Below are 21,777 nucleotides of genomic sequence, written 5' to 3' on the forward strand. Positions count from 1 at the left end.
ACTAAACCTGCGATGGGTTTGAGCACATAACGTGTGTGATGGTTGCGGATTTTGCATGGCGAAGATTTTTAAGCGCGCAAAGCCGCAGAGGCGCCAAGAAAAAAGTAAGGTCCGGCTTGTAGCAGATTTAATTATGCAAAGTTTCAAATACTAAAGCCACAGGCAATCTAAAAATTTTTGCGGCTTAGCGCCTTTGCATGAAACACATTAAAAACTTGCTTCGTGTCTTTAAAATCCCAATCCACCCAGCTCCACCACTGCCGAATCGCAGATGTAGGTTGGTACAATGCCGGTTGAGGTTATGCTGCTTTCTGCATCTTTAGCCTGAGTGTTGCCGGATAGTACCAGTACGGTATCCAGTCCAAATTTATTACCGCCCAAAATATCGGTTTGCAGGGTATCCCCTACCATTACGATATCCTTTTTACTGATGGGCCTCCGCTCGCGCAGCAGATCATAGGCAAACATAAACATTTGTGAATCGGGCTTGCCAAAGCGGATGAAGGCTTTACCCACAATTTTTTCAACCATGCTGGCAAGACCGCCTATTGCTATCGATACATCCTGTTTGGTAACCGGATAAGCCTGATCGGTATTAGCTACGATAGCCGGGATGGTACGCTTCCGCATCAGGTTAACGGTTTTGTTCAGGTCGCGTTCCCATTCAAAGCCTTCATCATCTAAAAACACCAGCGCGTTTACACTATCTATATTGCCCGCGTTAACCTCGCTAACGGGTAAGGTGTGCAAGCCGGAACTATCAATATAATGGGCCGAATCGGGCGTGCCAAGGTAGGCTACAATACCATCATTCACCTTTAAATCGAGGTATTCCTTAGTCAGCATCCCTGATGATATGATCCTGTCGGGAGTTATAGCGGTAAGGCCTTTAGCGTTATATGATTCAGCCAGTTGTACCGGGCTGCGCGAGGCATCGTTAGTTACAATGAAATACTCTTTGCCTTGCTCCTGCAGATAAGCAAAAGTATTTTCAATTCCCGGCAGTAAGCCCCCGTAATTTTTCAAAACCCCGAAGGCATCAAAAAAAACAACTTCATATTTATCAATAATGGATTTAAAGTTGTCTATTCGGGTCATACTTTCAGATATTTTAGGGTTAGCACATTAAACAGGTCTGAAAGATAGTTAACCTATTTTAATTTTAAAGCCCCGATAATTTTTTCGGCATCAAAATCCCTGTCTACCGATGGTAAATACACATCAAATGCTTCAGCCTGCAGTTTTTTGGCATATTGTTCGTTAAAAAAGTGCTTTCCATCTTTAACCACGTAATTCAGGATAAAAAAGCGGTAAGCTTCTTTCAAAAACCTGATCTCATCGGCTGTAAGCGGGTTTACTTTGTGGTATTCTTTTAAAAAGATGATGAAACGGTCTTCCATCATGGTATTAATTACATAGCTGAATACTGTACGGTCGCCAACATCAGATACCACACGACTAAAGAAATAAAAATCCAGCAAACGATAGCTCATCCTGAACCAATCATAATCCCAGCGCGAATACAGTTCCAGGTCGGGCGTTACCGAGAAGTTACCGATATTCCAGTCGATAAATACCGGGATGATCTCGAACGAGCTCATATTATATTTAGAGCGGTTTTTCAGGAAAGTTTCGCAATGATATTTCAGAAAATCGGCCTGCATACCGCTACCAAATTGCTTAGGATCGGCATCCAGCTGCTGTAACAAGGCCGATATATCGGTACGTAATGTTTTTGATGATTTGGGCAATACATTTTTAACCCTCGAACAGGCTTTATGAAATTTGCCTACCTGCTGGCCCAGCTTTTTGATATGCTTTTCTTCCAGCCTACGCGGTAAACGCTCTAAAATACGGGTTGGGTTATAAAACACCACCCAGGCATCCACTTTGCCCTGCTTATGATGATAAATATAAACGCGATTATTTTTTTGTAGCGAGCGTGCCAAAAAGTTTTCAAACGGATAAAGCAGGTTAATGGCCAGGGTTTGGATAATGCGATGATCTTCTTTAAAGTTTTCAAATTTGCCAAAATAGGATAGCTTGGCAATGATAATATCGTCATCGTCGAACGTAATGCGGTAAACGTGATTGGTGGATACCATCGCGCTGATCTCTTCAATGTCGCGGATAGTTTTCGACGCGTCATACCCCTCCCAGGCCTTGCGGATAATAAAAGAATAGTCCATTTGTATAATTCTGCCGGCAAAGTTACGCCAATGGCAGCTTCGGTTTATAATGAGGATGCAAATATATGATATTTTCTGAACCGGGATTTGGGGGGATTTTTGGGATGGGTAGGATTTTAAAAAAGGGGCGCGATTTTTGTATGAACTCGAATTTATCGAATTAAGGAATTAACAGAATGCCAGGCTAATTCGAAAAATTCTAACAATTCTCCCAAATTCGAGTTCAGACAAAAAAATCCTGCCCTCCGGAAAATCCCCCCAAATCCCGGTTCAGATTATCTCAAAATAACGCTTCAATTCCCAGTCGGTAACACTTTTGGCAAACTGGCGGTATTCCCATAGCCTTGTTTGCGTAAAATGTTCAACAAAACCCTCGCCAAACAACTCTTTGGCCAGATCAGATTGCTGCATAGCGGTAGCGGCAGCATGCAGGTTAGGCCATAACACGCCGTTGCGCTTATCCTGGTAACCATTGCCAACGGTTGGTTCAATAGTCAACTCCAGCTTATTTTTAATACCATAAAGGCCCGAAGCCAACGCGGCAGCCATAGCCAGGTAAGGGTTGGTATCTGAACCGGGGATTCGCGTTTCGAGGCGGGTATAGTTTTCGGTAGTATTGATGATGCGGATGGCTGTAGTGCGGTTTTCCACACCCCATGTAATGGTGGTAGGCGCCCAGGCACCTTCAACCAGGCGTTTATAACTGTTAATGGTTGGCGCATACATCGGCAATAAATGCGGCATGCAATATAGCTGGCCTGCAAGGTAATGCTTATGTAAATCGCTCATCTTATTTAAATCACCGGTATCGTAAAACAGGTTTCTGGACTGGTCTTTGGTCCACAGGCTTTGATGAATATGGCCCGAGCAACCCGGCAAAGTTTCAGTCCATTTTGCCATGAAGGAGGCCATAATACCGTGTTTATAAGCTATTTCTTTTACCGCTGTTTTAAACAGAACAGCCTTATCAGCAGCGGCTAAAACTTCATCATGCAAAATGGCGGCTTCATATACGCCCGGACCGGTCTCGGTGTGCAACCCTTCAATAGGTACATTAAATTTGGTGAGCAGGTTAAACAGATCATAATAAAAATCGCTGTTTTCTGAAGTGCGCAATATCGAATAGCCAAACATCCCCGGTGTAAGCGGCTCGATGTTGGTAAATTTCTTATCGGCCAGGCTCTGGGGTGTCTCTTTAAAGTTGAACCATTCAAATTCCTGCGCAAATTCGGCGTGATAACCCATATCATCGCATTGCGCCTTAATATGTTTTAATAAACTGCGCGGACAGGCGGGCAGATCATTACCATCCGGCTTGCTAAAATCAGCTATAAAAAACGGAATATCATCCTGCCATGGCACATTGCGCAGGGTCGACAGATCAATACGGCACAGTTTATCGGGGTAACCGCTTTGCCATCCGGTAAGCTGTACGTTATCGTAACAAACATCGCTGCTGTCCCAACCAAAAACAACATCGCAAAAGCCATAACCGCTTTGCAAACCATCCAGAAACTTTTTGGGATGGATTACCTTTCCGCGCAAAACGCCATCAATATCGGCAAAAGCGAATTTGATTTTCTGGATGTTGTTTTGTTCGATATAAGCTTTAATTTGTTCTGCGTTCATGTTAAAAGTTATGGCCGGTTTTAAGGTTGAGCAAGATAGTTATTATGGCTTAAACTAAAAATTAAGCCGTCGCCTGTTTAATACGAACATCCCGTTACCTTTGTTTTATTATTAATGGAAACTGAAAACGCTTATTTGTTTGTTTACGGAACGTTGCTGTTGCCGGGGAACGAGTTTGGTCAATATCTCAACCAACATTGCCAACTCATTAGTTCCGGCAGATTAAAGGGCAGGCTTTATGATATAGGCCGATACCCGGGTGCAATAGCAGATGAAAATTCGCGCACCTACGTTTACGGCACCATATTTTTAATGAACGATATAACAGGCGTATTAACGGTACTTGACGATTATGAAGGCATTGGTCCTGCCGATCTGCCGCCTCACGAGTACAAACGGGTGCTTCACGAGGTTGAAACCTGCAACGGTATGGTAACCTGCTGGGTATATTTATACGCGCTTCCGGTTAATCAATATCCTCAAATAGCAAACGGAAACTATGTTGAATACCTTTCAAATAAATCTGCTTAAATAACATGCTGCTTGCCATTGATGTTTATTATACCGAAGACAAGGCCAAAGCCGTCGGCGTTTTGTTTAATTGGACCGATGAGCAACCTGTTCAAATAAAGCGATGAAAGGCGCTTACCGGATGCCATCCATATTAAAACTGATGGATACCGAAACCAAAAAAGATTAACAAAAAACCCCTCCCGAGTTTTACATCGGGAGGGGCGTATTATAAGTTATTTAAGGGGAATAATTACAATTTTGCTGATTTTACAGTTTTGATGATCACAGCAGCAACTTTGTATGGATCTGCAGCCGAGTTAGGGCGACGATCTTCCAGGTAACCGCTCCAGTTGTGCTCAACAGCGTAAAGAGGGATACGGATAGAAGCACCACGGTCAGATACACCATAGCTAAAGTCGTGAATTGAAGCGGTTTCGTGTTTACCGGTTAAGCGCTGATCGTTATCGGCGCCATAAACAGCAATACACTCGGCAACGGCAGGGCGGAAAGCTTCGCAGATAGCTGTAAAGGTTTCTTTGCTGTTGGCAGAACGTAAAGTTGAGTTTGAGAAGTTAGCGTGCATACCAGAACCATTCCAGTCTAATTGACCAAGCGGTTTGCAATGCCAGTTAACAGCAACTCCGTATTTTTCACCAATTCTTTCCAATAAATAACGTGCAACCCAAATCTGGTCGCCGGCTTCTTTAGCGCCTTTAGCAAAGATCTGGAACTCCCACTGACCAGCAGCAACCTCGGCGTTGATACCTTCAACGTTTAAGCCAGCTTCTAAACATGCATCTAAGTGCTCCTCAACAATTTCGCGACCGAAAGCGTTTTTAGCACCTACCGAGCAGTAGTAAGGGCCTTGCGGACCAGGGTAACCACCTGCCGGGAAACCAAGCGGTTTGTTGGTTGATGGATCCCACAGGAAATATTCCTGCTCAAAACCAAACCAAAAATCATTATCATCATCAGCGATAGTGGCACGGCCGTTTGATTCGTGTGGCTGACCATCGGCGCTTAATACTTCGCACATTACCAGGTAAGCGCTTTTTCTTTGCGGATCAGGAACAACAAAAACTGGTTTCAAGATACAATCTGATGAACCACCTGGTGCCTGCTCAGTCGAAGAACCGTCAAAGCTCCAGTTATCTAAATCTTCTACTTTACCGCTAAATTCTTTTACGATTTTTGTTTTGCTACGCAGGCTTTGAGTTGGTTTGTAGCCATCAAGCCAAATGTACTCGAGTTTTGTTGCCATTTTTTAATTAATTTGTAAAGTTGGGGTTCTAATTATAGTTTTTGTATTAATCTCAATAATTATTAAGGCGAATTTAAATTATTTTTACAAAAATCATTACAAATGTTAAGAAATTTTGAATTTTTTTTCAAGAATACGGCTCTAACCGCTAAAAAAACATAATATAAATCATTAAAAAACAAATTTTTAACAATTTGATATTTTACTACATAAATCCGCCTGTTTTTTTAACAATATTGCAAACAGAGGAATTTTGCGACATCATAAGATATAAAAAAAGCGAATAACAGGTGTTAATCGCTCAATTTTTCGGAGATATTTTTAATGGCATCATCCAATTTACTGGCCGAACTGTAAAGATGCTTCTCAACCTCGGCAAAATCGGCCCGCTTGTCTTTACTTTCATTCATCAGCTCAACAATACCCAATATATTGGTAAGGTGCTTGCGTACTTCGTGCGAGTTGATAAAGGCGAGTTCCTGTTTTTTGGTATCGTAAAGTAGTTTTTCGTAATGGCGCTTTTGCCTTATGCTGCGGTAAAGCAGTACAATTACGGCCAGCATAAACACAAAGGCAACAATAATTAGAATCAAAATAAGGCGCTCACGACGGTACCTTTCGGCGGTATCGGTAAATGAGCTTTCAATTTTATCTATCTTGATCTGCGCTGATATATTACCCAGCTGAGTGGTGTTGTTGATCCGCTCTTCAGATTGCTTAAGCGCGAGATCGAAATTTGCGGCTGCAGCTTCATAATCACCTTTGTCGCGGGCTATCTTACCCAACAATTCGTACAGGTGGTACTTTATTTCGGGATGATTTGCCGAATAAGGTTTAGCAAGCAATTCATCCACGATGTTTTTTGCCGAATCGGGTTGCGAATTCTTATAAAAACAATCGGCCAGGTTTTGATTATCAACATCGTTTGCCACATATTGCTTACTGGCTTGCAGCGCTTTAATTTGTTCAATGGCTTCAGGATACCTGTGGTTAAGCAATGACAGATAATACGCGGTGCGGCCCTGGTAGGTAAAAAGCTTATAACTCTTGTTTTTAGGCCCGAGCAACTGATCGTGACAAAGCTTCAGCGAATCGATCAGTCCCATTCTAAAAAAATTTTCGGCCTTGTTATAGCTGATAACCGTATAGAATCTGTCATCGTTAATCTTATTTTGCTCCTTCACCACAAAGGCCTGGTTAAGATAAAATAACGACTGATCGTACAGGTTAAGTTTATAGTAAAGATCTGAGATATTGATATTGAGCACTACCTGCAACTGCGGGTCGTTTAATTTCAAGGCCTCTTTTTGCGCCAGGCCATAACTATATATAGCGCCTATGGCATCGCCCTTATCTGTTTGGATAAAAGCAAGGTGACTTAAAAACGAGTACGTTAAAAAATCAGATTTATCTTTCGATGCCTGGTTGATAGCCTTAATCATGGCACCCTCGGCCCCGTTAAGGTTAGAATAGCGGCGTAGTATAGTACTTTCGATGAAATACTTCAGGGCTTCCCTGTCACTTACCTCGAATTTATCAAGTTCGCGGAACACTTCCAGTTTACCTTGCGGGATAGAAGCTTCCGGCCCGCTTTGAAAGCGGAGCTTGATATAGTTAACCAGTTTTTTTTGCTGCTGATTTTTATTGCTGATCTTAATAAAACTAAGCAAACTGTCTTCGGGCAGGTATACGAAGGAACGGGCCTCAGCACAGCCAATACCAAACATCACCAATAAAGCAAACAGGGATAACTTTTTAAAACAGTTGGACATTAGGCATAAAAATACACTGGCTATACGTAATATCAAACACTTTGTTTCATTATTTGGTTAACTATCAAATTTATCAAGCAATTTTAAAAGCGTTTCAAAATCCTTAGGGTACGGTGCATGTATAGTTAACTCATTATCAACACCCAAACTAAAAGTCACTTCGTATGCATGCAAGGCGAAGCGTTTCATGATAGGAAGTTCTTCCTGCTCCTTACCTAAGTGATATTTTCGTTTCAGTTTAGATAAGTAAACCGGCTGGCCTTTATACATCTCGTCGCCGGCTATTGAGGCACGTTGCGTAGCGAGGTGGATCCTGATCTGGTGCATACGACCGGTAACCGGGCGGCACTCTACCAGCGTATAATGTTTGTAGTATTTTAACGAATTAAACCAGGTTTCGGCGGCTTTACCTTCCTGGCGGCTAATGGTTACCGTGCCCTTGCCTACGTTCAGTATGGGTAAATCAACCACCAGGTTATCAAAGGTATGGGTACCGTCAATAACAGCATGGTACACTTTTTTAACCTTGCGCCTTTCAAACTGCATAGATACCGAGCGATACGCTTCCGGGTTTTTAGCAAAAATTAAAGCGCCCGAGGTTTCCTTATCCAGCCGGTGGCAAATCTGGGCATCAGCCCAGTAGGCTTTAGCCAAACGCAGCATACTGATCTCGCCTGCAGCGTCGCCACGCTCATCAAGCGAACTGATAAACGGCGGCTTGTTTACCACTATCACATCATCGTTTTCAAACAGTATCTGGTCGGCAAATTTCGGAAACTTCATAGCCTGCAAAAGTACGGTTTATAATTTAAACCGCTATCAACTGCCAGCCGATATGTTTAAAGGCGATTTCGCTGCAAGTTATTTAAACGACAGTCATCAACTCCCTGTAAAACAATATATAAACAACGGTGTTGATTGCATAATTATATCATATTCAATTAATCTATCTATAAAAACATCATGAGTACAAACTCAACTCAACCTGAAGAAAAGGGATTTTTCGAGAAGGTTAAAGAAACCATTGAGAGCCTTTGGGAAGGCACCAAAGATACAGCCGAAGACGTAAAAGAAGCGGCCGAAGAAAAAATTGACGACATAAAAGAAAAAGTAACGACCAAAAAGGCAACAGCCACTAAAAAAGCTGCTGCTACCAAAAAAGCAGCCGTTAAAAAAGCTGATGAAGTGACAGCGAAAGCGAAAACCGCAGCTGCGGATATCAAAACCAAAGCTGATACCAAAGCCAAAGCAATTACCGCCAAAGCAAAAACCGAAGTTGCCGATGCTAGAAAAGCGGCAACCGCAGTAAAAGACAAGGCCGCTGCTAAAGCAAAAACGATTGCAACAAAAGCAAAAACAGAAGCAAATACCGCCAAAAAAGCAGTTGCAACAAAAACGGCAAAAGCGGCAACAGCAGTGAAAAAGAAAGCTGCTGCTGCAGCTAAATAACACATCCTCAGGGCTTACGGAGTTAATTACTTCGTAAGCCTTGCCAGCCGGTTCATAAATCACCAATTACTTTCCTATTAAAAACTTACATTTAGTTATTGACATCAATTTATTTAATCGTAATATTGCAATATAATTTATGGGAATCACTAAAACAGAAATATTTACCGACGAGCAAAACAAACTCGCTATTCAGCTTAAAGCCATAGCGCACCCGGCCCGCATAGCTATTTTACAGCTGATCATCGAGGCTAAAGCCTGCATTTGTGGCGACTTGTCGGCTGAATTGGGGTTAGCTCAACCCACGGTGTCCCAACATCTGAAAGAATTAAAAAACGCGGGACTGATACAAGGCTCTATTGAAGGCGTTAGCGTATGCTATTGTATTGAACCTGTGGCCTGGAAAAGTTTAAATGATGAATTGAATAAACTCTTTTCATCGTACCAAAACTTTAACAACTGCTGTTAAAATTTTTTGCTTTAATTAATCGCAATATTGCAATAAATAAATGAAAACAAATCACGAATTAAAAGAACTGGTAAAGCTGAAATACAGCGAAATAGCCTTACAGGATAAGGAAACCAACCAGGCATCATGCTGCGGCGCGGGCGGCTGCTCCACCGAAGTTTATAACATTATGAGTGAGGATTATACCGAACTGGAGGGCTATAACGCCGGCGCCGACCTTGGGCTTGGATGCGGCTTGCCAACCCAATTTGCGCGCATAAAAAAGGGCGATGTGGTAATTGACCTGGGCAGCGGGGCCGGTAACGATTGCTTTATTGCCCGGGCCGAAACCGGCGAGACAGGTAAGGTGATCGGGATTGATTTTACCGAAGCCATGATTAATAAAGCCCGCGAAAACGCGGATAAGCTGGGCTATAACAATGTTGAGTTCCGCCTTGGAGATATTGAAAACATGCCGGTAACAGCCAATAAGGCCGATGTGGTGGTAAGCAACTGCGTTTTAAATTTAGTGCCTGATAAAGATGCTGTTATCAAAGATATTTATCGCGTGTTGAAACCTGGCGGGCACTTCAGCATTTCGGATATTGTTTTAACCGGATCCCTGCCCGAAAAAATCCGCTCGGCGGCAGAAATGTATGCCGGTTGTGTATCGGGCGCTATTCAAAAAGAGGAATACCTTGGGCTGATCAGCAAAAACGGGTTCAGCAATATCACTGTTCAAAAAGAAAAATCAATCATTATCCCTGATGATATTTTGGGCAATTACCTTTCAACAGAAGAAATAGCCGAATTTAAAAATGGCAGGGGCGCCATTGTAAGTGTTACCGTTTATGCCGAAAAACCCGAAATAAAGGCCTGCTGTGAGCCGGGCTGTTGTTAATAACCCAACATGAAAAACGTATTAGTATTGTGCACCGGCAATAGTTGCCGCAGCCAGATTGCCCATGGATATTTAAAGTATTTCGCAGGCGACAAAGCAAACATTTACAGCGCCGGGATTGAAACGCATGGCGTAAACCCGCGGGCTATTCAAATTATGGCCGAAGATGGTATAGATATTTCCAATCATACCTCAAACCATGTTGATGAGTATACCGGTATCCCCTTTGATTATGTAATCACCGTTTGCGATAACGCCAACGAAGCCTGTCCCTTCTTTCCGGGGAATGTAAAACGCCTTCACCATAATTTTCCAGATCCGGCAAAAGCCGCCGGGACAGAAGAGGAGATAATGACATCATTCAGGCAGGTACGCGAACAGATCAAGGAGTATACCCAAAAGTTTAGCCACCAATACCTAACTAAAACTATTTGATATGGCTGCCAATAATTGCTCCCCCGTTGCCCAACGAAAACGCCTTGGCTTTATTGACCGTTATCTTACCCTATGGATTTTTCTGGCGATGATATCGGGTGTTTCTATAGGCTATTTTATACCATCATCGCCCGCCTTTATCAATTCATTTTCGAGCGGTACAACCAATATACCGCTGGCTATCGGGTTGATATTAATGATGTACCCGCCCCTGGCTAAGGTAAATTACGGGCAAATGGGTAAGGTATTCAAAAACACCAAAGTTTTGATTGCTTCTCTTACTTTAAACTGGATAGCAGGCCCCATCCTGATGTTCATTTTGGCCCTGGCTTTTCTTCACAATTATCCACACTACATGTATGGGCTTATATTGATAGGTCTTGCCCGCTGCATAGCGATGGTGGTGGTTTGGAATGATCTTGCTGATGGCAACCCCGAATACGCGGCCGGGTTGATTGCACTCAACAGCGTTTTCCAGGTGTTTTTATACAGCGTGTACGCATATATTTTTATATCGGTACTTCCGCCGCTGTTTGGTTTTAAAGGGCATAATGTACAGATTACCATTGTCCAGATTGCAGAAAGCGTTGGTTTATACCTCGGGATTCCCTTTGCCGCGGGCGTTATCAGCCGGTATACGTTAATTAAAATAAAGGGACAGGATTGGTTTCAGCATAAATTTGTTCCGTTTATTTCACCGCTAACGCTTATTGCCTTGCTATTTACCATTGTGGTAATGTTTAGCCTTAAAGGGGCGCTGATAGTGCGCATACCTATGGATGTAGCGCGCGTTGCCATACCCTTAATAGTGTACTTTGCCATCATGTTTTTGCTTAGCTTCTTCACGGGCAAATATTTTGGCGCCGATTATTCGAAAAGTACATCTATTGCCTTTACAGCCACTGGCAATAATTTTGAGCTTGCCATTGCGGTATCCATTGGTGTGTTCGGCATTAACTCGGGCGAGGCTTTTGCCGGCGTGATCGGTCCGCTTGTTGAGGTACCCGCATTAATCGCGCTGGTTAACGTGGCTTACTGGTTCCGGGGCAAGTATTTTCCTGATACAACCAGGGCTTAGCCCCAAAGCTGTAAAAATAACCGGCATAAAAAAAGCGATCTGGTGCAGATCGCTTTTTTTATAGTAAGTTTTTACTGCTTAACTATGCTTCAAATTTGTAACCTACGCCTTTTACTGTAGCAACACAATCGTCGCCCAGTTTTTCGCGCAGTTTACGGATGTGCACATCAATAGTACGGTTGGTTACCACTACCGAATCTTCCCAGATATTTTTCAGGATCACCTCGCGGGTATAAACTTTGCCCGGTTTTGAGGCCAGCAGGTAAAGCAGTTCAAATTCCTTTTTTGCCAAAACCACTTTAACACCGTTTTTATAAACCAGGTATGCCTCGCGGTCAATCACCAGGTCGCCTATTTCCAGTTTATTATCAATTACATCTTCGGCTGGGGCGTTACGGCGCAGTATAGCATTAATGCGGCTCACCAGGGCGCGCGGCTTAATGGGCTTAGCTATATAATCGTCGGCCCCAACGTTAAAACCTGCAATTTCCGAATATTCTTCGCTGCGCGCTGTTAAAAATACCATGAATGTATTCTTAAACTCGGGCATTGTGCGCATAATACGACAGGCTTCAATGCCGTCCATTTTAGGCATCATGATATCCAGCACAATCAAATCAGGAAGCGCTTTCTTAGCTTCGGCAACAGCTTCCTGGCCATTGCGGGCTAAAAAAACCTGGTAACCTTCTTTTTTGAGGTTGTACTCAATCAGTTCGAGGATATCGGGTTCGTCATCAACAATAAGTATTTTCTGTTTGGCGGTGCTGCTCATGTTGCGTTAATTTCTTTGTGTAAAAGTATACGCTTAACAACAGCTAATGGTTAAACTAATATTAACAAATTGTTAAACGTTACCTTATATTAACCGTAAATTGAGGCTATTTAAATGTTTTATTTAAAAAAGCTTCAAGATCGGCCCCGGTGATGTTCTTGGCAACGATGTTTCCCTGCGGATCGATAATGAAATTTGAGGGAATGGCCTCTATATGATAAAGCGCTTCTGTAGGGCCTTCAAAGCCGTTCAGATCCGAGCCGTGCGCCCATGTTAACTTATCATCATTGATAGCTTTTTGCCACTCCTGCTTACCTTTATCCAACGAGATCCCTAAAATATTAAAGCCCTTATCTTTAAAGGTGTTGTATTGCTTTACCACATTAGGGTTTTCCATGCGGCAAGGCTGGCACCACGATGCCCAGAAATCGATCATTACATATTTACCTTTATAATCGGCAAGCTTTATCGGTTTGCCATCAATACCGGTAACCGTAAACTCCGGGGCTTTATGACCGATAGAGATCGGCTTTACCTTATCCATCTGCGCGATAAACTTTTGCACGGTTGGGTTATCTTTAAACTCGCCCCTGATCTCGTCGGCAAATTTTATCAACTGCGATTCGTATTTTGTAGGATCGAGTGTCGTGGCCGCGTAAAAACCTGCCAATGATTTTTTGTTATCATTTACAAACTTTAATACCGCCTGCGCGCCATCGTTAACGTTTTTCAAAAACACCGGCATGTAAATTTTCAGTAACGAATCGTTACGTTCGCCATGCGCTTTCTCCTGGTACTCGGCAAAAAGTTTGGCGTTTTTATCGCTGTAGGTATTACTGATGCGGTTAAACTCTTTGATCTTGTCCGAATCGTCCGAACCTTTAATGGTATAATCGTGCTTAGGGTCGTTATTATCGGTAGTAAATTCGATGTCATCACCGTTTTTGGCAATAAAATCGTACAGGTTTTCGCCCTGCATTTCGCTGCCCTGCGGGCTGGTATTGCCTATCTTTAACTTAAACAGGTTGGGATAAAGCGCAACATGCTTAAATTCAAACTTACCATTTTCGCCCAGCGAAGTTGAATCAACAACCTTTAAACCCGAGCTATCCACTTCGATCAGATAAATCCCTTTAAGTTTGCCCGGATTTTTGATGGTTCCCGAAACACTGAACTGCGATTCGTTTTTACAAGAGTACATGCCCGCGCTAAGCAATAGCAACGCGGCTGCAGCCATATTTTTAACTTTCATCTATTTAGCTTCTAATTCTTTTATCAACAGCTGGTTAGTTTTTTGCGGATCAATCTTCCCTTTCGAGCTTTTCATGATCTCGCCCATAAACAGGCCTAAAACGCCTTTCTTTCCCTTTTGGTATTCCTTAACCTTATCAGGAAATTTGGCAATGGCGTCTTTAATAAAACGGCTTACATCATCACCATCGGCACTGATCAGCAGGTTAAGTTCCTTAGCCAGATCATGGGGATCCTTACCCGGCTGACTGATCATGACAGGGAACAATTTGTGCGAAGCTACAGAATTATTTATCACGCCGCTGTCAATTAGTTTGATGAGGGTGGCAAGGTTAGCAGGCGTAACAGCAAAGTTACCAATGCTTTGGCCATGATCATTAAGGTATGAGCGCACAGCGCCCATCATCCAGTTGGCAGCCGCTTTGTAATGATCGGTATGTTTTATCAGTTCTTCAAAGTAAAACGCGGTATCCCTGTCGGCAGTAATTACCGAGGCGTCATAAGCCGAAAGGCCTAAGGTTTGCGTATATCTTTGAACCAGTTGCGCAGGCAAGGCCGGTAAGGCTTTGCGGATGTTGTCCACATACTCCAGGCTTAACTTCAGCGGCGGTAAATCGGGCTCGGGGAAATAGCGATAATCGTTAGCCATTTCTTTTGAGCGCAATACCGACGTTTCGCCGGTATCGGCATTAAAGTTCAGCGTATTTTGGTCGATATGGCCACCGGCCTCAATAATATTTACCTGGCGGATAAACTCATGTTCGATAGCGCGTTGCACGTTACGGATAGAGTTGAGGTTTTTAACCTCGCAACGGTTACCATAAGTAGTGGCACCTTTTAAGCGTACCGAAATATTGGCATCACAACGCATGCTGCCTTCTTCCATATTGCCATCGCAAATATCCAGGTAGCGAAGTATTTTACGCATTTCGGTAAGGAACTGGCCAACCTCTTCGGCGCTGCGCATATCGGGTTCAGATACGATCTCAACGAGGGGAACGCCCGCCCGGTTCAGGTCGATCAGGGAATCGGCATGGTGCTGATCGTGCATGCTTTTGCCCGCGTCTTCTTCCATATGGATGTGGTGCAGGGCTATATTTTTTTCAGTACCATCAGCCAGTTTCACCGGCACATAACCACGAAGGCAAATAGGCGCCTGATCCTGGCTAATCTGGTACCCTTTAGGCAAATCGGCGTAGAAATAGTTTTTACGGGCGAAGCTATTATTCAAATTGATGGTACAATTACAAGCCAGGCCCATTTTAACGGCATATTCAACCGCTTTTTTGTTGATAAAAGGCAATGTACCGGGATGCCCCAGCGATACCATGCTAACATGGCGGTTAGGTTCGGCACCAAAAGCAGCAGAGTCTGCCGAGAATACCTTACTTAGTGTAGATAACTGCGCGTGTACTTCAAGGCCTATTACCACCTCGTACTTTTCAGCTACCCCGTCTGCGAGAACTGTCATAAAAATAAAAATTCAGCTATGATTTTACTGAGCTATAAAAGTCAAATATATAAAGATTAATACAGTATCGGCAGCATTTTACTTTTAAAAACAAGGGTAAAAGTACAATACCATAGTTGTGAGGTGGAAATTATAGAGATTGGTGCCGGCACAGGTGTTCACTTTTTTAAAAACGGGTGTTCACTGTTTTAAAAGCAAAAATCGCAAGTACTTGACTATCAACAGCAATGTGTTCAGAATGGCACTTTGGAATAAAATACAACTTTCTTAAAACATTGATTAACAATAAAATACAATTTTAAAAAAAACTAAAGTGTTCACACTTTTAAAATTGAACACCCTGTACCATACAGCAGGTTGCAATGAGGCTGCATGGCGCCAAAATTAAACCATTATGACAGCTATATGTCTATCTAAGTAAACGGCACAAAAATTGAATTAAGTGCCTCAATATTTTTAGAAGATACACGTACCATGAAAAAGTTAATTTTAGGAATGCTTGCCGGATGTTTTATATTGGCTGCTTCCGTAACCCAATCACAGGCCCAGGTAAGTTTAAATGTGCACATTGGCACCTGGAACCCGCCTGCCGAATATGCCGGCGTTAATTACTATTATTTACCGGATGTGGAAAGCTATTACTATGTGCCCACCCATCAATATGTTTATTTAGATGGCGGAAACTGGGTTTGGAGAAATTCGTTACCTCCGCGCTATGCGAGCTATAACATTGCTACCGGCTATAAAGTAGCCGTAAACCGCCCAAGGGCATACACATATTTTAAACACGACCGCGACACTTACGCGCGTTACCGCGGCACCCGTAACGTAATTGTACGCGATAATTATCACACCCGCGTTGTAAACCGCACCCGAGTGGTGAACCGTACAAAGGTTATAAACCATCCGCATAACCGGGTAATAAACAGAACAGTAGTTGTAAAACATGGACATGACAACGGGCGTCATAACGGCCACCGCCATTAATTGTCCAATAGTAATTTTAATAAAAAAAGAGACGACCACCCGAATCGGGTGGTCGTCTCTTTTTTTATACCTCCAACCGTCATTGCGAGGTACGAAGCAATCGCGAACTATGCAGGGCAACCTTGCCTCCTTGCGATTGCTTCGTACCTTATAATGACTTGTAGGTTTACATTTTTTGGATTTATATTACCCTACAAAACTTCTGGCCTTTACCAGCACATTATCCAACCCGCTTACATCGCTGCCACCGGCAGTAGCATAAAACGGCTGACCGCCGCCACCGCCTTTAACCTCTTTAGCCAGCTCTTTTACAATGTTACCCGCATGCAGGCCTTTTTCCTTCACCAGGTTTTCGGCAATCATAACGGTGATGCTGGGTTTGCCATCAAAATCTGCAACCAATACCAAAAACAGGTTGCTTACGATATCTTTTAACTGGTAAGCCAGGTTTTTAACCGCATCGGCATTAGGCAGGGCAACTTTTTGGGCAATAAAATTAATATCGCCAATAGCTTCGGCTTTTTGAGCCAGTTCGTTTTTTAAGCCTGCTGATTTTTCGAGGATCGATTTTTCGATCTCCTTTTTCAGTTTTGCGTTTTCATCCAGCAGGTTTTCGATGCTTTTTGAAAGATCTTTTGGATTTTTAAGTAGCTCTTTCAGTTGATTAACCAACGCGTTTTGCGTAACGATATATTTTTCGGCAGCTACACCGGTAATGGCTTCTATACGGCGCACACCGGCGGCTACAGCGCTTTCGGCAATAATTTTAAAGAAACCGATTTGCCCGGTTGCTTTTACATGCGTACCGCCGCAAAGCTCCTTGCTGAAATTATCATCAAAAGTGATTACGCGTACGTACTCGCCATATTTTTCGCCAAACAGGGCGGTTACGCCGCTGCTAATAGCTTCGGCATATAATACGCTGCGTTCTTCTTTAAGGGGGATGTTTTCGCGTACTTTTTGATTGACGATAGCTTCAATCTGCGCCAGTTCCTCATCAGTAACTTTGGCGAAGTGCGAAAAATCGAATCGCAGGTAATCGGCATTCACCAACGAACCTTTTTGGTTTACGTGCGTGCCCAGCACCTGTTTCATGGCCGCATGCAGCAAGTGCGTGGCCGAGTGGTTGCTATTGGTTTGGCTGCGCAAAGCCGGATCAACAATGGCGGTTAAAGCATCGTCAATATCCTGCGGCAGTTTATCGGTGAAATGAACTATCAGTCCGTTTTCTTTTTTGGTGTCGGTAACTTCAATGATTTCGCCATCCGGGAAAACCAGTTCGCCCTTATCCCCTACCTGGCCACCGCTTTCGGCGTAGAAAGGTGTTTTATCCAACACCAATTGGTATTGCTCTTTGCCTTTGGCGGTTACTTTGCGGTATTTTACAATGTGGGCAACAGTTTCGGTTTCATCGTAGCCGGTGAACTCTACCGATTCGTCGTCTTTAAGGACGATCCAGTCACCGGTGTCAATGGCAGTGGCCGCGCGGGAGCGCGTCTTCTGTTCAGCAAGAGCGTCTTCAAACCCGTTCATATCTACTGTCCAACCTTTTTCACGAGCCATTAACTCAGTTAAATCAATCGGAAAGCCAAACGTATCCGATAATTCGAAAGCCAATTTACCTGCTAAAACTTTTTTTACATTTTGGTCTAATTCAACCTCTTCTACTAATCTGGATGTATTCGCGGTTTTAATGAGACTTGTGTACTCTTCAAATTTGTCTATTCCATTCTCTAAGGTCCTTAAGAAAGAATTTTCTTCTTCCAAAACAACCTTCTGCACAAAATCTTTTTGGGAATACAATTCATCAAATACCCCTTTAAACTGATCAGCCAACAAAGGCACCAATTGATTCAGGAAAGGCTCTTTAAAGCCTAAATACTGATATGAGTACCGCACAGCCCTACGCAAAATCCTGCGGATCACGTAACCCGCCTTATTATTAGACGGTAACTGACCATCGGCAATAGCGAAGCTGATAGCCCGGATATGATCGGCCATTACACGCATGGCTACAGCATCATTCCAATCAGCATCGCCGGGTTTGGCAGCGCTGTTATATTTTTTGCCCGATTTTTCGGCAATAAATTGGATCATCGGCTGGAAAACATCGGTATCATAGTTTGATGTTTTGCCTTGCAGCACGCGCACCAAACGTTCAAAGCCCATGCCGGTATCTACGTGTTTGGCAGGCAGCGATTGCAACGAGCCATCTTTAAGCCTGTTAAACTGCATAAACACGTTATTCCAGATCTCGATAACCTGGTCATGATCTGCATTTACCAGTTTGGCGCCTTCAACCCCGGCACGCTCGTTATCCGAGCGGCTATCGAAGTGGATCTCCGAGCAGGGACCGCAGGGACCGGTTTCGCCCATTTCCCAAAAATTGTCTTTTTTATTTCCGCGGAGGATGTGGGCTTCGTCTACATACAGTTTCCACAGTTCGTAAGTTTCGGTATCTGCTTCAAGGCCTTCCCTTTCGTCGCCTTCAAAGTAGGTAACGTACAGGCGATCTTTAGGCAGCTTGTACACTTCGGTAAGCAGTTCCCAGCTCCAGGCAATGGCTTCTTTTTTAAAGTAGTCGCCAAAGCTCCAGTTACCCAGCATCTCAAACATGGTGTGGTGATAGGTATCGATACCCACCTCTTCCAAATCGTTGTGCTTGCCTGATACACGTAAACAACGCTGCGTATCCGCTACGCGGGGCGCTTTGGGGGCGGCCTCGCCTAAAAATATATTTTTAAACTGGTTCATCCCCGCGTTGGTGAACATCAGGGTTGGATCGTTTTTAATTACAATAGGTGCCGAAGGAACAATGGTATGCCCCTTGGAAACAAAAAAATCAAGAAAAGCCTGGCGTATTTCGGTAGCAGTCATGGGGCAAAGGTAAATAATAGTCGGAAAGTCCGAAAGTCCGTAAGTCGGAAAGTTAGCGGTGTAAAATGTCTGTATTAAAACATTTGCAAAATCATTTGTTTATTGAGTTATAAATGATTAACAAAAATTACGGACTTTCCGACTTGCGGACTTGCGGACTTCAACAACAAACACTTACATTTGTATTATGCCGTATAAAGAACGTGAAATAAGCAAGATGTACTACACCATGGGCGAGGTATCGGCCATGTTTGATGTAAATCAGTCGCTGATCCGTTTTTATGAAAAAGAGTTCGATATCCTTCAGCCTAAAAAAAACAAAAAGGGCAACCGCTATTTTACCCCGGAAGATATAGAAAACTTCAAAATCATTTTCCACCTCATCCGCGATAAAGGCTACACGCTTAACGGCGCAAAAGAGCACCTGAAAAACAATATGGGCGATACGAGAGATAACCAGCGCGTTATCGATTCGCTCGAAAACCTTAAAAAATTCCTGTTAGAAGTGCGCGACCAGATGTAAGTACCTAATTACCATCTGAAAATTTGCTGCCGCCTCTTTAAAAAGTTATCGTTATTTTAGGAGCGTTATAACCTTGCCTTGCATGCTATCTCTCAACAAAATTTATAGCCGGATATGATCGCCAGGCACAAGGGCGAGGTACCCGTTGTTATTTTATTACTTCCGTTTTTGCTGGGAATTGCTGCTGGTATTAACTTTTCTTCGGCTCGTTACCTACCCGTTTTAAGCGTTAGCTTTTCGGTTTTGCTGCTCGTTTTTTTATCGTTCAACCTGCTTTACAAACCGTTTAATGTTTATAAAAAACCATGGGCAGGCGGCGTAATGATGCATATACTATTACTGCTTGCGGGCTGGATAGCCGTTATCAACCATAATGAACTGAACAAAAGCAATCATTTCGCGAAGCAACATGCTAAACGGTTGCTCGTAAGGATAAATAACGAGCCGCAGCTTAAAAATGGCATTGTACGTTTAACCGCCACTGTTTTAGCCGCCGATAGCGAACACCGGAGCCTGGCAACTACCGGAACTTTGTTAATCGCTATAAAAGATAGCGCGGCGCTCGCCCTGAATTACGGCGATGAACTACTGATCCCGGGCCGCTTCATCCCTATCGATCCGCCTTTTAACCCTGCCGAATTTAATTATAAACAATATCTTGCCCATCAAAACATTTATTACCAGGAGTTTTTATACCCGGGGCAGTATCGCCGGGTTAACACCGCCACCGGTAACCCTTTTATAGCGCAGGCCCTGCAACTAAGGCGACAAATGGTTGCCAGGTTTAAACAGCACCTTCATACCCCAAACGCCATTGCCGTGGCCTCAACGCTGATATTGGGCTATAAAGCCGAATTGAGTGATGATGTACTGCAGGCTTACTCAAAAACGGGCACCATCCATGTACTGTCGGTTTCGGGTGCGCATGTAGGGCTGGTTTGGGCCATACTGGCTTTCCTGCTTCAATTTTTAAACAGGTTTAAATATGGCAGGCTCATCAGGGCCTGTATCATCATCCCGTTTATATGGTATTATGCAATGCTCAGTGGTTTTTCACCGGCAGTATGCAGGGCAGCCGCCATGATCAGCATGGTTGTTATTGGCAAAACCTACAACCGTTATGTAAACAATCTGAACATCCTGGCCATATCCGCTTTTGTGTTACTGCTTTATAATCCATTGTATATTACAGACGTAGGCTTCCAGCTAAGCTACCTTGCAGTTGCAGGGCTTATAGTTTTACAGCCGGTTGTTTATAAATGGCTCGGCTTTAAGCGCAAATGGATGGATAAATTATGGCAATATTGTTCGGTATCTATCGCGGCGCAGGTAATCACTTTTCCGCTCAGCGCTTTTTATTTTCACCAGTTCCCCGTTTATTTTTTGTTCAGCAACTTGTTTATCGTTATTCCGTCGGCGGTTATTATGGGTAGCGGACTGGCTTTACTCGCGCTTTCATGGGTACCATATCTGTCATCGGCATTGGCGTTTGTGCTCGAAAAAACTATCCTGATCATGAATGATGTGTTGGGATGGATAGAACATGCGCCTTTTGCAGCTATAACTAAAATATGGCTTACCACTGCCGAATACCTGTTGCTTTACGCCATCATCATCTTTTTATTTTCCTATTTATATCACAAAAAAAAGTGGCTGTTAAGGCTAACGCTTGTAGGTACGCTGCTGCTGGCTATCAGCACCGGCGTTAAAAGATACCGCGCTTACCATACTAACACCATCGCTTTTTTAAATCTGCGCAAAAACATGGGTATTGTGTTTAAAAAAGGTAACGAAGCTGTTGTATTAAGCAACCTGGCAGATACCGACAAAAGCTTTAAATATTCGGTACAACCTTACCTTGATAGCTGTAAAATAAGCCATATTGAAGTGTATAGCCCTGAAAAAGAGATCATGCTTACCTGGCTGCATAAAAACGATGGTTTGATCAGGTTTAATGATCAAACCTTAGCTATTATTGATAAAGAAACGGCAGCCCGCGATACTGGTTCCAAAACCAATGTCAGCTACCTCTACATCACTCAAAATCCTGAAATTTTTCTTGATAGTGTTAATAAAAATTACGAATATCATACTGTAATTATTGATGCCACTAATTCGCCAAAAACAATACAACGCCTTATTGCTGAATTAGCTGCAAAACATATTAATTATATCGTTTTACGGCGTAACAAATCGTACGTTGTTACATCTAATTAGCAAA

19 protein-coding genes are annotated in these 21,777 nt (G+C 43.2%); 9 read left to right on the forward strand and 10 right to left on the reverse strand.

Features of this window, described 5'->3' with window-relative positions:
* Positions 1 to 228: 228 nt before the first annotated feature.
* The 3 genes from LX99_RS09985 to LX99_RS09995 all read right to left on the reverse strand — a co-directional run bounded on the left by LX99_RS09985 (position 229) and on the right by LX99_RS09995 (position 3,818).
* Positions 229 to 1,098 (reverse strand): HAD-IIA family hydrolase, encoded by an 870-nt coding sequence (locus LX99_RS09985; RefSeq protein WP_109607757.1) that lies wholly within the window; start codon positions 1,096 to 1,098, stop codon positions 229 to 231.
* A 53-nt stretch (positions 1,099 to 1,151) separates the two neighbouring features.
* A complete protein-coding gene (locus tag LX99_RS09990; RefSeq protein ID WP_211318994.1) occupies positions 1,152 to 2,189 on the reverse strand; it encodes a hypothetical protein in 1,038 nt (345 codons plus the stop codon).
* A 270-nt stretch (positions 2,190 to 2,459) separates the two neighbouring features.
* Positions 2,460 to 3,818: a glutamine synthetase family protein gene (locus LX99_RS09995; RefSeq protein WP_109607759.1), complete on the reverse strand. Its 1,359-nt coding sequence runs from the start codon at positions 3,816 to 3,818 to the stop codon at positions 2,460 to 2,462.
* 114 nt (positions 3,819 to 3,932) lie between these two features.
* On the opposite strand from LX99_RS09995, the gene LX99_RS10000 reads away from it, so the two are divergent.
* Positions 3,933 to 4,349 carry a gamma-glutamylcyclotransferase family protein gene (locus tag LX99_RS10000; RefSeq protein ID WP_109607760.1) on the forward strand — a complete coding sequence of 139 codons (417 nt, stop codon included), beginning with the start codon at positions 3,933 to 3,935 and terminating at the stop codon, positions 4,347 to 4,349.
* A 232-nt stretch (positions 4,350 to 4,581) separates the two neighbouring features.
* On the opposite strand, the gene LX99_RS10005 is transcribed toward LX99_RS10000, so the two are convergent.
* From LX99_RS10005 to LX99_RS10015, 3 genes are all read right to left on the reverse strand, one after another.
* Positions 4,582 to 5,592, reverse strand: coding sequence for a glutamine synthetase beta-grasp domain-containing protein (locus LX99_RS10005; protein WP_109607761.1), 1,011 nt, complete (start codon positions 5,590 to 5,592; stop codon positions 4,582 to 4,584).
* A 293-nt stretch (positions 5,593 to 5,885) separates the two neighbouring features.
* Complete coding sequence (locus tag LX99_RS10010) at positions 5,886 to 7,364, reverse strand: tetratricopeptide repeat protein (RefSeq protein WP_109607762.1); 1,479 nt, start codon at positions 7,362 to 7,364, stop codon at positions 5,886 to 5,888.
* Positions 7,365 to 7,421: 57 nt separating this feature from the next.
* Positions 7,422 to 8,147, reverse strand: a complete 726-nt coding sequence (locus LX99_RS10015) for an RluA family pseudouridine synthase (RefSeq protein WP_022830378.1) — start codon at positions 8,145 to 8,147, stop codon at positions 7,422 to 7,424.
* Positions 8,148 to 8,327: 180 nt separating this feature from the next.
* On the opposite strand from LX99_RS10015, the gene LX99_RS25620 reads away from it, so the two are divergent.
* The 5 genes from LX99_RS25620 to arsB all read left to right on the forward strand — a co-directional run bounded on the left by LX99_RS25620 (position 8,328) and on the right by arsB (position 11,675).
* Positions 8,328 to 8,813, forward strand: coding sequence for a hypothetical protein (locus LX99_RS25620; RefSeq protein WP_170122667.1), 486 nt, complete (start codon positions 8,328 to 8,330; stop codon positions 8,811 to 8,813).
* A gap of 139 nt (positions 8,814 to 8,952) precedes the next feature.
* Positions 8,953 to 9,282, forward strand: a complete 330-nt coding sequence (locus tag LX99_RS10025; RefSeq protein WP_022830379.1) for an ArsR/SmtB family transcription factor — start codon at positions 8,953 to 8,955, stop codon at positions 9,280 to 9,282.
* A gap of 40 nt (positions 9,283 to 9,322) precedes the next feature.
* The gene (locus LX99_RS10030) at positions 9,323 to 10,162 is read left to right on the forward strand and encodes an arsenite methyltransferase (RefSeq protein ID WP_109607764.1); all 840 of its coding nucleotides are present in this window, start codon (positions 9,323 to 9,325) and stop codon (positions 10,160 to 10,162) included.
* Between the two features lie 9 nt (positions 10,163 to 10,171).
* Positions 10,172 to 10,597, forward strand: a complete 426-nt coding sequence (locus LX99_RS10035; RefSeq protein ID WP_109607765.1) for an arsenate reductase ArsC — start codon at positions 10,172 to 10,174, stop codon at positions 10,595 to 10,597.
* A gap of 1 nt (position 10,598) precedes the next feature.
* Positions 10,599 to 11,675, forward strand: coding sequence for an ACR3 family arsenite efflux transporter (gene arsB, locus LX99_RS10040; protein ID WP_109607766.1), 1,077 nt, complete (start codon positions 10,599 to 10,601; stop codon positions 11,673 to 11,675).
* Between the two features lie 82 nt (positions 11,676 to 11,757).
* Here the strand turns inward: arsB and LX99_RS10045 are convergent, their stop codons facing one another.
* From LX99_RS10045 to gatB, 3 genes are all read right to left on the reverse strand, one after another.
* Positions 11,758 to 12,447: a response regulator transcription factor gene (locus LX99_RS10045; RefSeq protein ID WP_022831601.1), complete on the reverse strand. Its 690-nt coding sequence runs from the start codon at positions 12,445 to 12,447 to the stop codon at positions 11,758 to 11,760.
* 106 nt (positions 12,448 to 12,553) lie between these two features.
* The gene (locus tag LX99_RS10050) at positions 12,554 to 13,699 is read right to left on the reverse strand and encodes a TlpA disulfide reductase family protein (protein WP_109607767.1); all 1,146 of its coding nucleotides are present in this window, start codon (positions 13,697 to 13,699) and stop codon (positions 12,554 to 12,556) included.
* A complete protein-coding gene (gene gatB / locus LX99_RS10055; RefSeq protein ID WP_109607768.1) occupies positions 13,700 to 15,169 on the reverse strand; it encodes an Asp-tRNA(Asn)/Glu-tRNA(Gln) amidotransferase subunit GatB in 1,470 nt (489 codons plus the stop codon).
* A gap of 474 nt (positions 15,170 to 15,643) precedes the next feature.
* On the opposite strand from gatB, the gene LX99_RS10060 reads away from it, so the two are divergent.
* Complete coding sequence (locus tag LX99_RS10060; RefSeq protein WP_109607769.1) at positions 15,644 to 16,156, forward strand: hypothetical protein; 513 nt, start codon at positions 15,644 to 15,646, stop codon at positions 16,154 to 16,156.
* Positions 16,157 to 16,342: 186 nt separating this feature from the next.
* On the opposite strand, the gene alaS is transcribed toward LX99_RS10060, so the two are convergent.
* Positions 16,343 to 19,033, reverse strand: coding sequence for an alanine--tRNA ligase (gene alaS, locus LX99_RS10065; RefSeq protein ID WP_109607770.1), 2,691 nt, complete (start codon positions 19,031 to 19,033; stop codon positions 16,343 to 16,345).
* Between the two features lie 187 nt (positions 19,034 to 19,220).
* Between alaS and LX99_RS10070 the strand changes: the two genes are divergently transcribed.
* On the forward strand, positions 19,221 to 19,556 hold the full coding sequence (locus LX99_RS10070; RefSeq protein ID WP_022831743.1) for a MerR family transcriptional regulator: 336 nt from the start codon (positions 19,221 to 19,223) through the stop codon (positions 19,554 to 19,556).
* Between the two features lie 114 nt (positions 19,557 to 19,670).
* The gene (locus LX99_RS10075; protein WP_109607771.1) at positions 19,671 to 21,773 is read left to right on the forward strand and encodes a ComEC/Rec2 family competence protein; all 2,103 of its coding nucleotides are present in this window, start codon (positions 19,671 to 19,673) and stop codon (positions 21,771 to 21,773) included.
* Positions 21,774 to 21,777: the final 4 nt, after the last annotated feature.

This window comes from Mucilaginibacter oryzae (assembly GCF_003148845.1).
In the GTDB taxonomy this organism is placed as follows: domain Bacteria; phylum Bacteroidota; class Bacteroidia; order Sphingobacteriales; family Sphingobacteriaceae; genus Mucilaginibacter; species Mucilaginibacter oryzae.

Excerpts from the sequence above, each read along its gene's own strand:
- LX99_RS10045 (WP_022831601.1), bottom strand. The coding sequence starts at position 12,447 with ATGAGCAGCACCGCCAAACAGAAAATACTTATTGTTGATGACGAACCC.
- gatB (WP_109607768.1), bottom strand. The coding sequence starts at position 15,169 with ATGACAGTTCTCGCAGACGGGGTAGCTGAAAAGTACGAGGTGGTAATA.
- arsB (WP_109607766.1), top strand. The coding sequence starts at position 10,599 with ATGGCTGCCAATAATTGCTCCCCCGTTGCCCAACGAAAACGCCTTGGC.
- LX99_RS10010 (WP_109607762.1), bottom strand. The coding sequence starts at position 7,364 with ATGTCCAACTGTTTTAAAAAGTTATCCCTGTTTGCTTTATTGGTGATG.
- LX99_RS10025 (WP_022830379.1), top strand. The coding sequence starts at position 8,953 with ATGGGAATCACTAAAACAGAAATATTTACCGACGAGCAAAACAAACTC.
- LX99_RS10005 (WP_109607761.1), bottom strand. The coding sequence starts at position 5,592 with ATGGCAACAAAACTCGAGTACATTTGGCTTGATGGCTACAAACCAACT.
- LX99_RS09995 (WP_109607759.1), bottom strand. The coding sequence starts at position 3,818 with ATGAACGCAGAACAAATTAAAGCTTATATCGAACAAAACAACATCCAG.
- LX99_RS10015 (WP_022830378.1), bottom strand. The coding sequence starts at position 8,147 with ATGAAGTTTCCGAAATTTGCCGACCAGATACTGTTTGAAAACGATGAT.
- LX99_RS10035 (WP_109607765.1), top strand. The coding sequence starts at position 10,172 with ATGAAAAACGTATTAGTATTGTGCACCGGCAATAGTTGCCGCAGCCAG.
- LX99_RS10070 (WP_022831743.1), top strand. The coding sequence starts at position 19,221 with ATGCCGTATAAAGAACGTGAAATAAGCAAGATGTACTACACCATGGGC.
- LX99_RS09985 (WP_109607757.1), bottom strand. The coding sequence starts at position 1,098 with ATGACCCGAATAGACAACTTTAAATCCATTATTGATAAATATGAAGTT.
- LX99_RS10000 (WP_109607760.1), top strand. The coding sequence starts at position 3,933 with ATGGAAACTGAAAACGCTTATTTGTTTGTTTACGGAACGTTGCTGTTG.
- LX99_RS09990 (WP_211318994.1), bottom strand. The coding sequence starts at position 2,189 with ATGGACTATTCTTTTATTATCCGCAAGGCCTGGGAGGGGTATGACGCG.
- LX99_RS10030 (WP_109607764.1), top strand. The coding sequence starts at position 9,323 with ATGAAAACAAATCACGAATTAAAAGAACTGGTAAAGCTGAAATACAGC.
- alaS (WP_109607770.1), bottom strand. The coding sequence starts at position 19,033 with ATGACTGCTACCGAAATACGCCAGGCTTTTCTTGATTTTTTTGTTTCC.
- LX99_RS25620 (WP_170122667.1), top strand. The coding sequence starts at position 8,328 with ATGAGTACAAACTCAACTCAACCTGAAGAAAAGGGATTTTTCGAGAAG.
- LX99_RS10050 (WP_109607767.1), bottom strand. The coding sequence starts at position 13,699 with ATGAAAGTTAAAAATATGGCTGCAGCCGCGTTGCTATTGCTTAGCGCG.
- LX99_RS10060 (WP_109607769.1), top strand. The coding sequence starts at position 15,644 with ATGAAAAAGTTAATTTTAGGAATGCTTGCCGGATGTTTTATATTGGCT.
- LX99_RS10075 (WP_109607771.1), top strand. The coding sequence starts at position 19,671 with ATGATCGCCAGGCACAAGGGCGAGGTACCCGTTGTTATTTTATTACTT.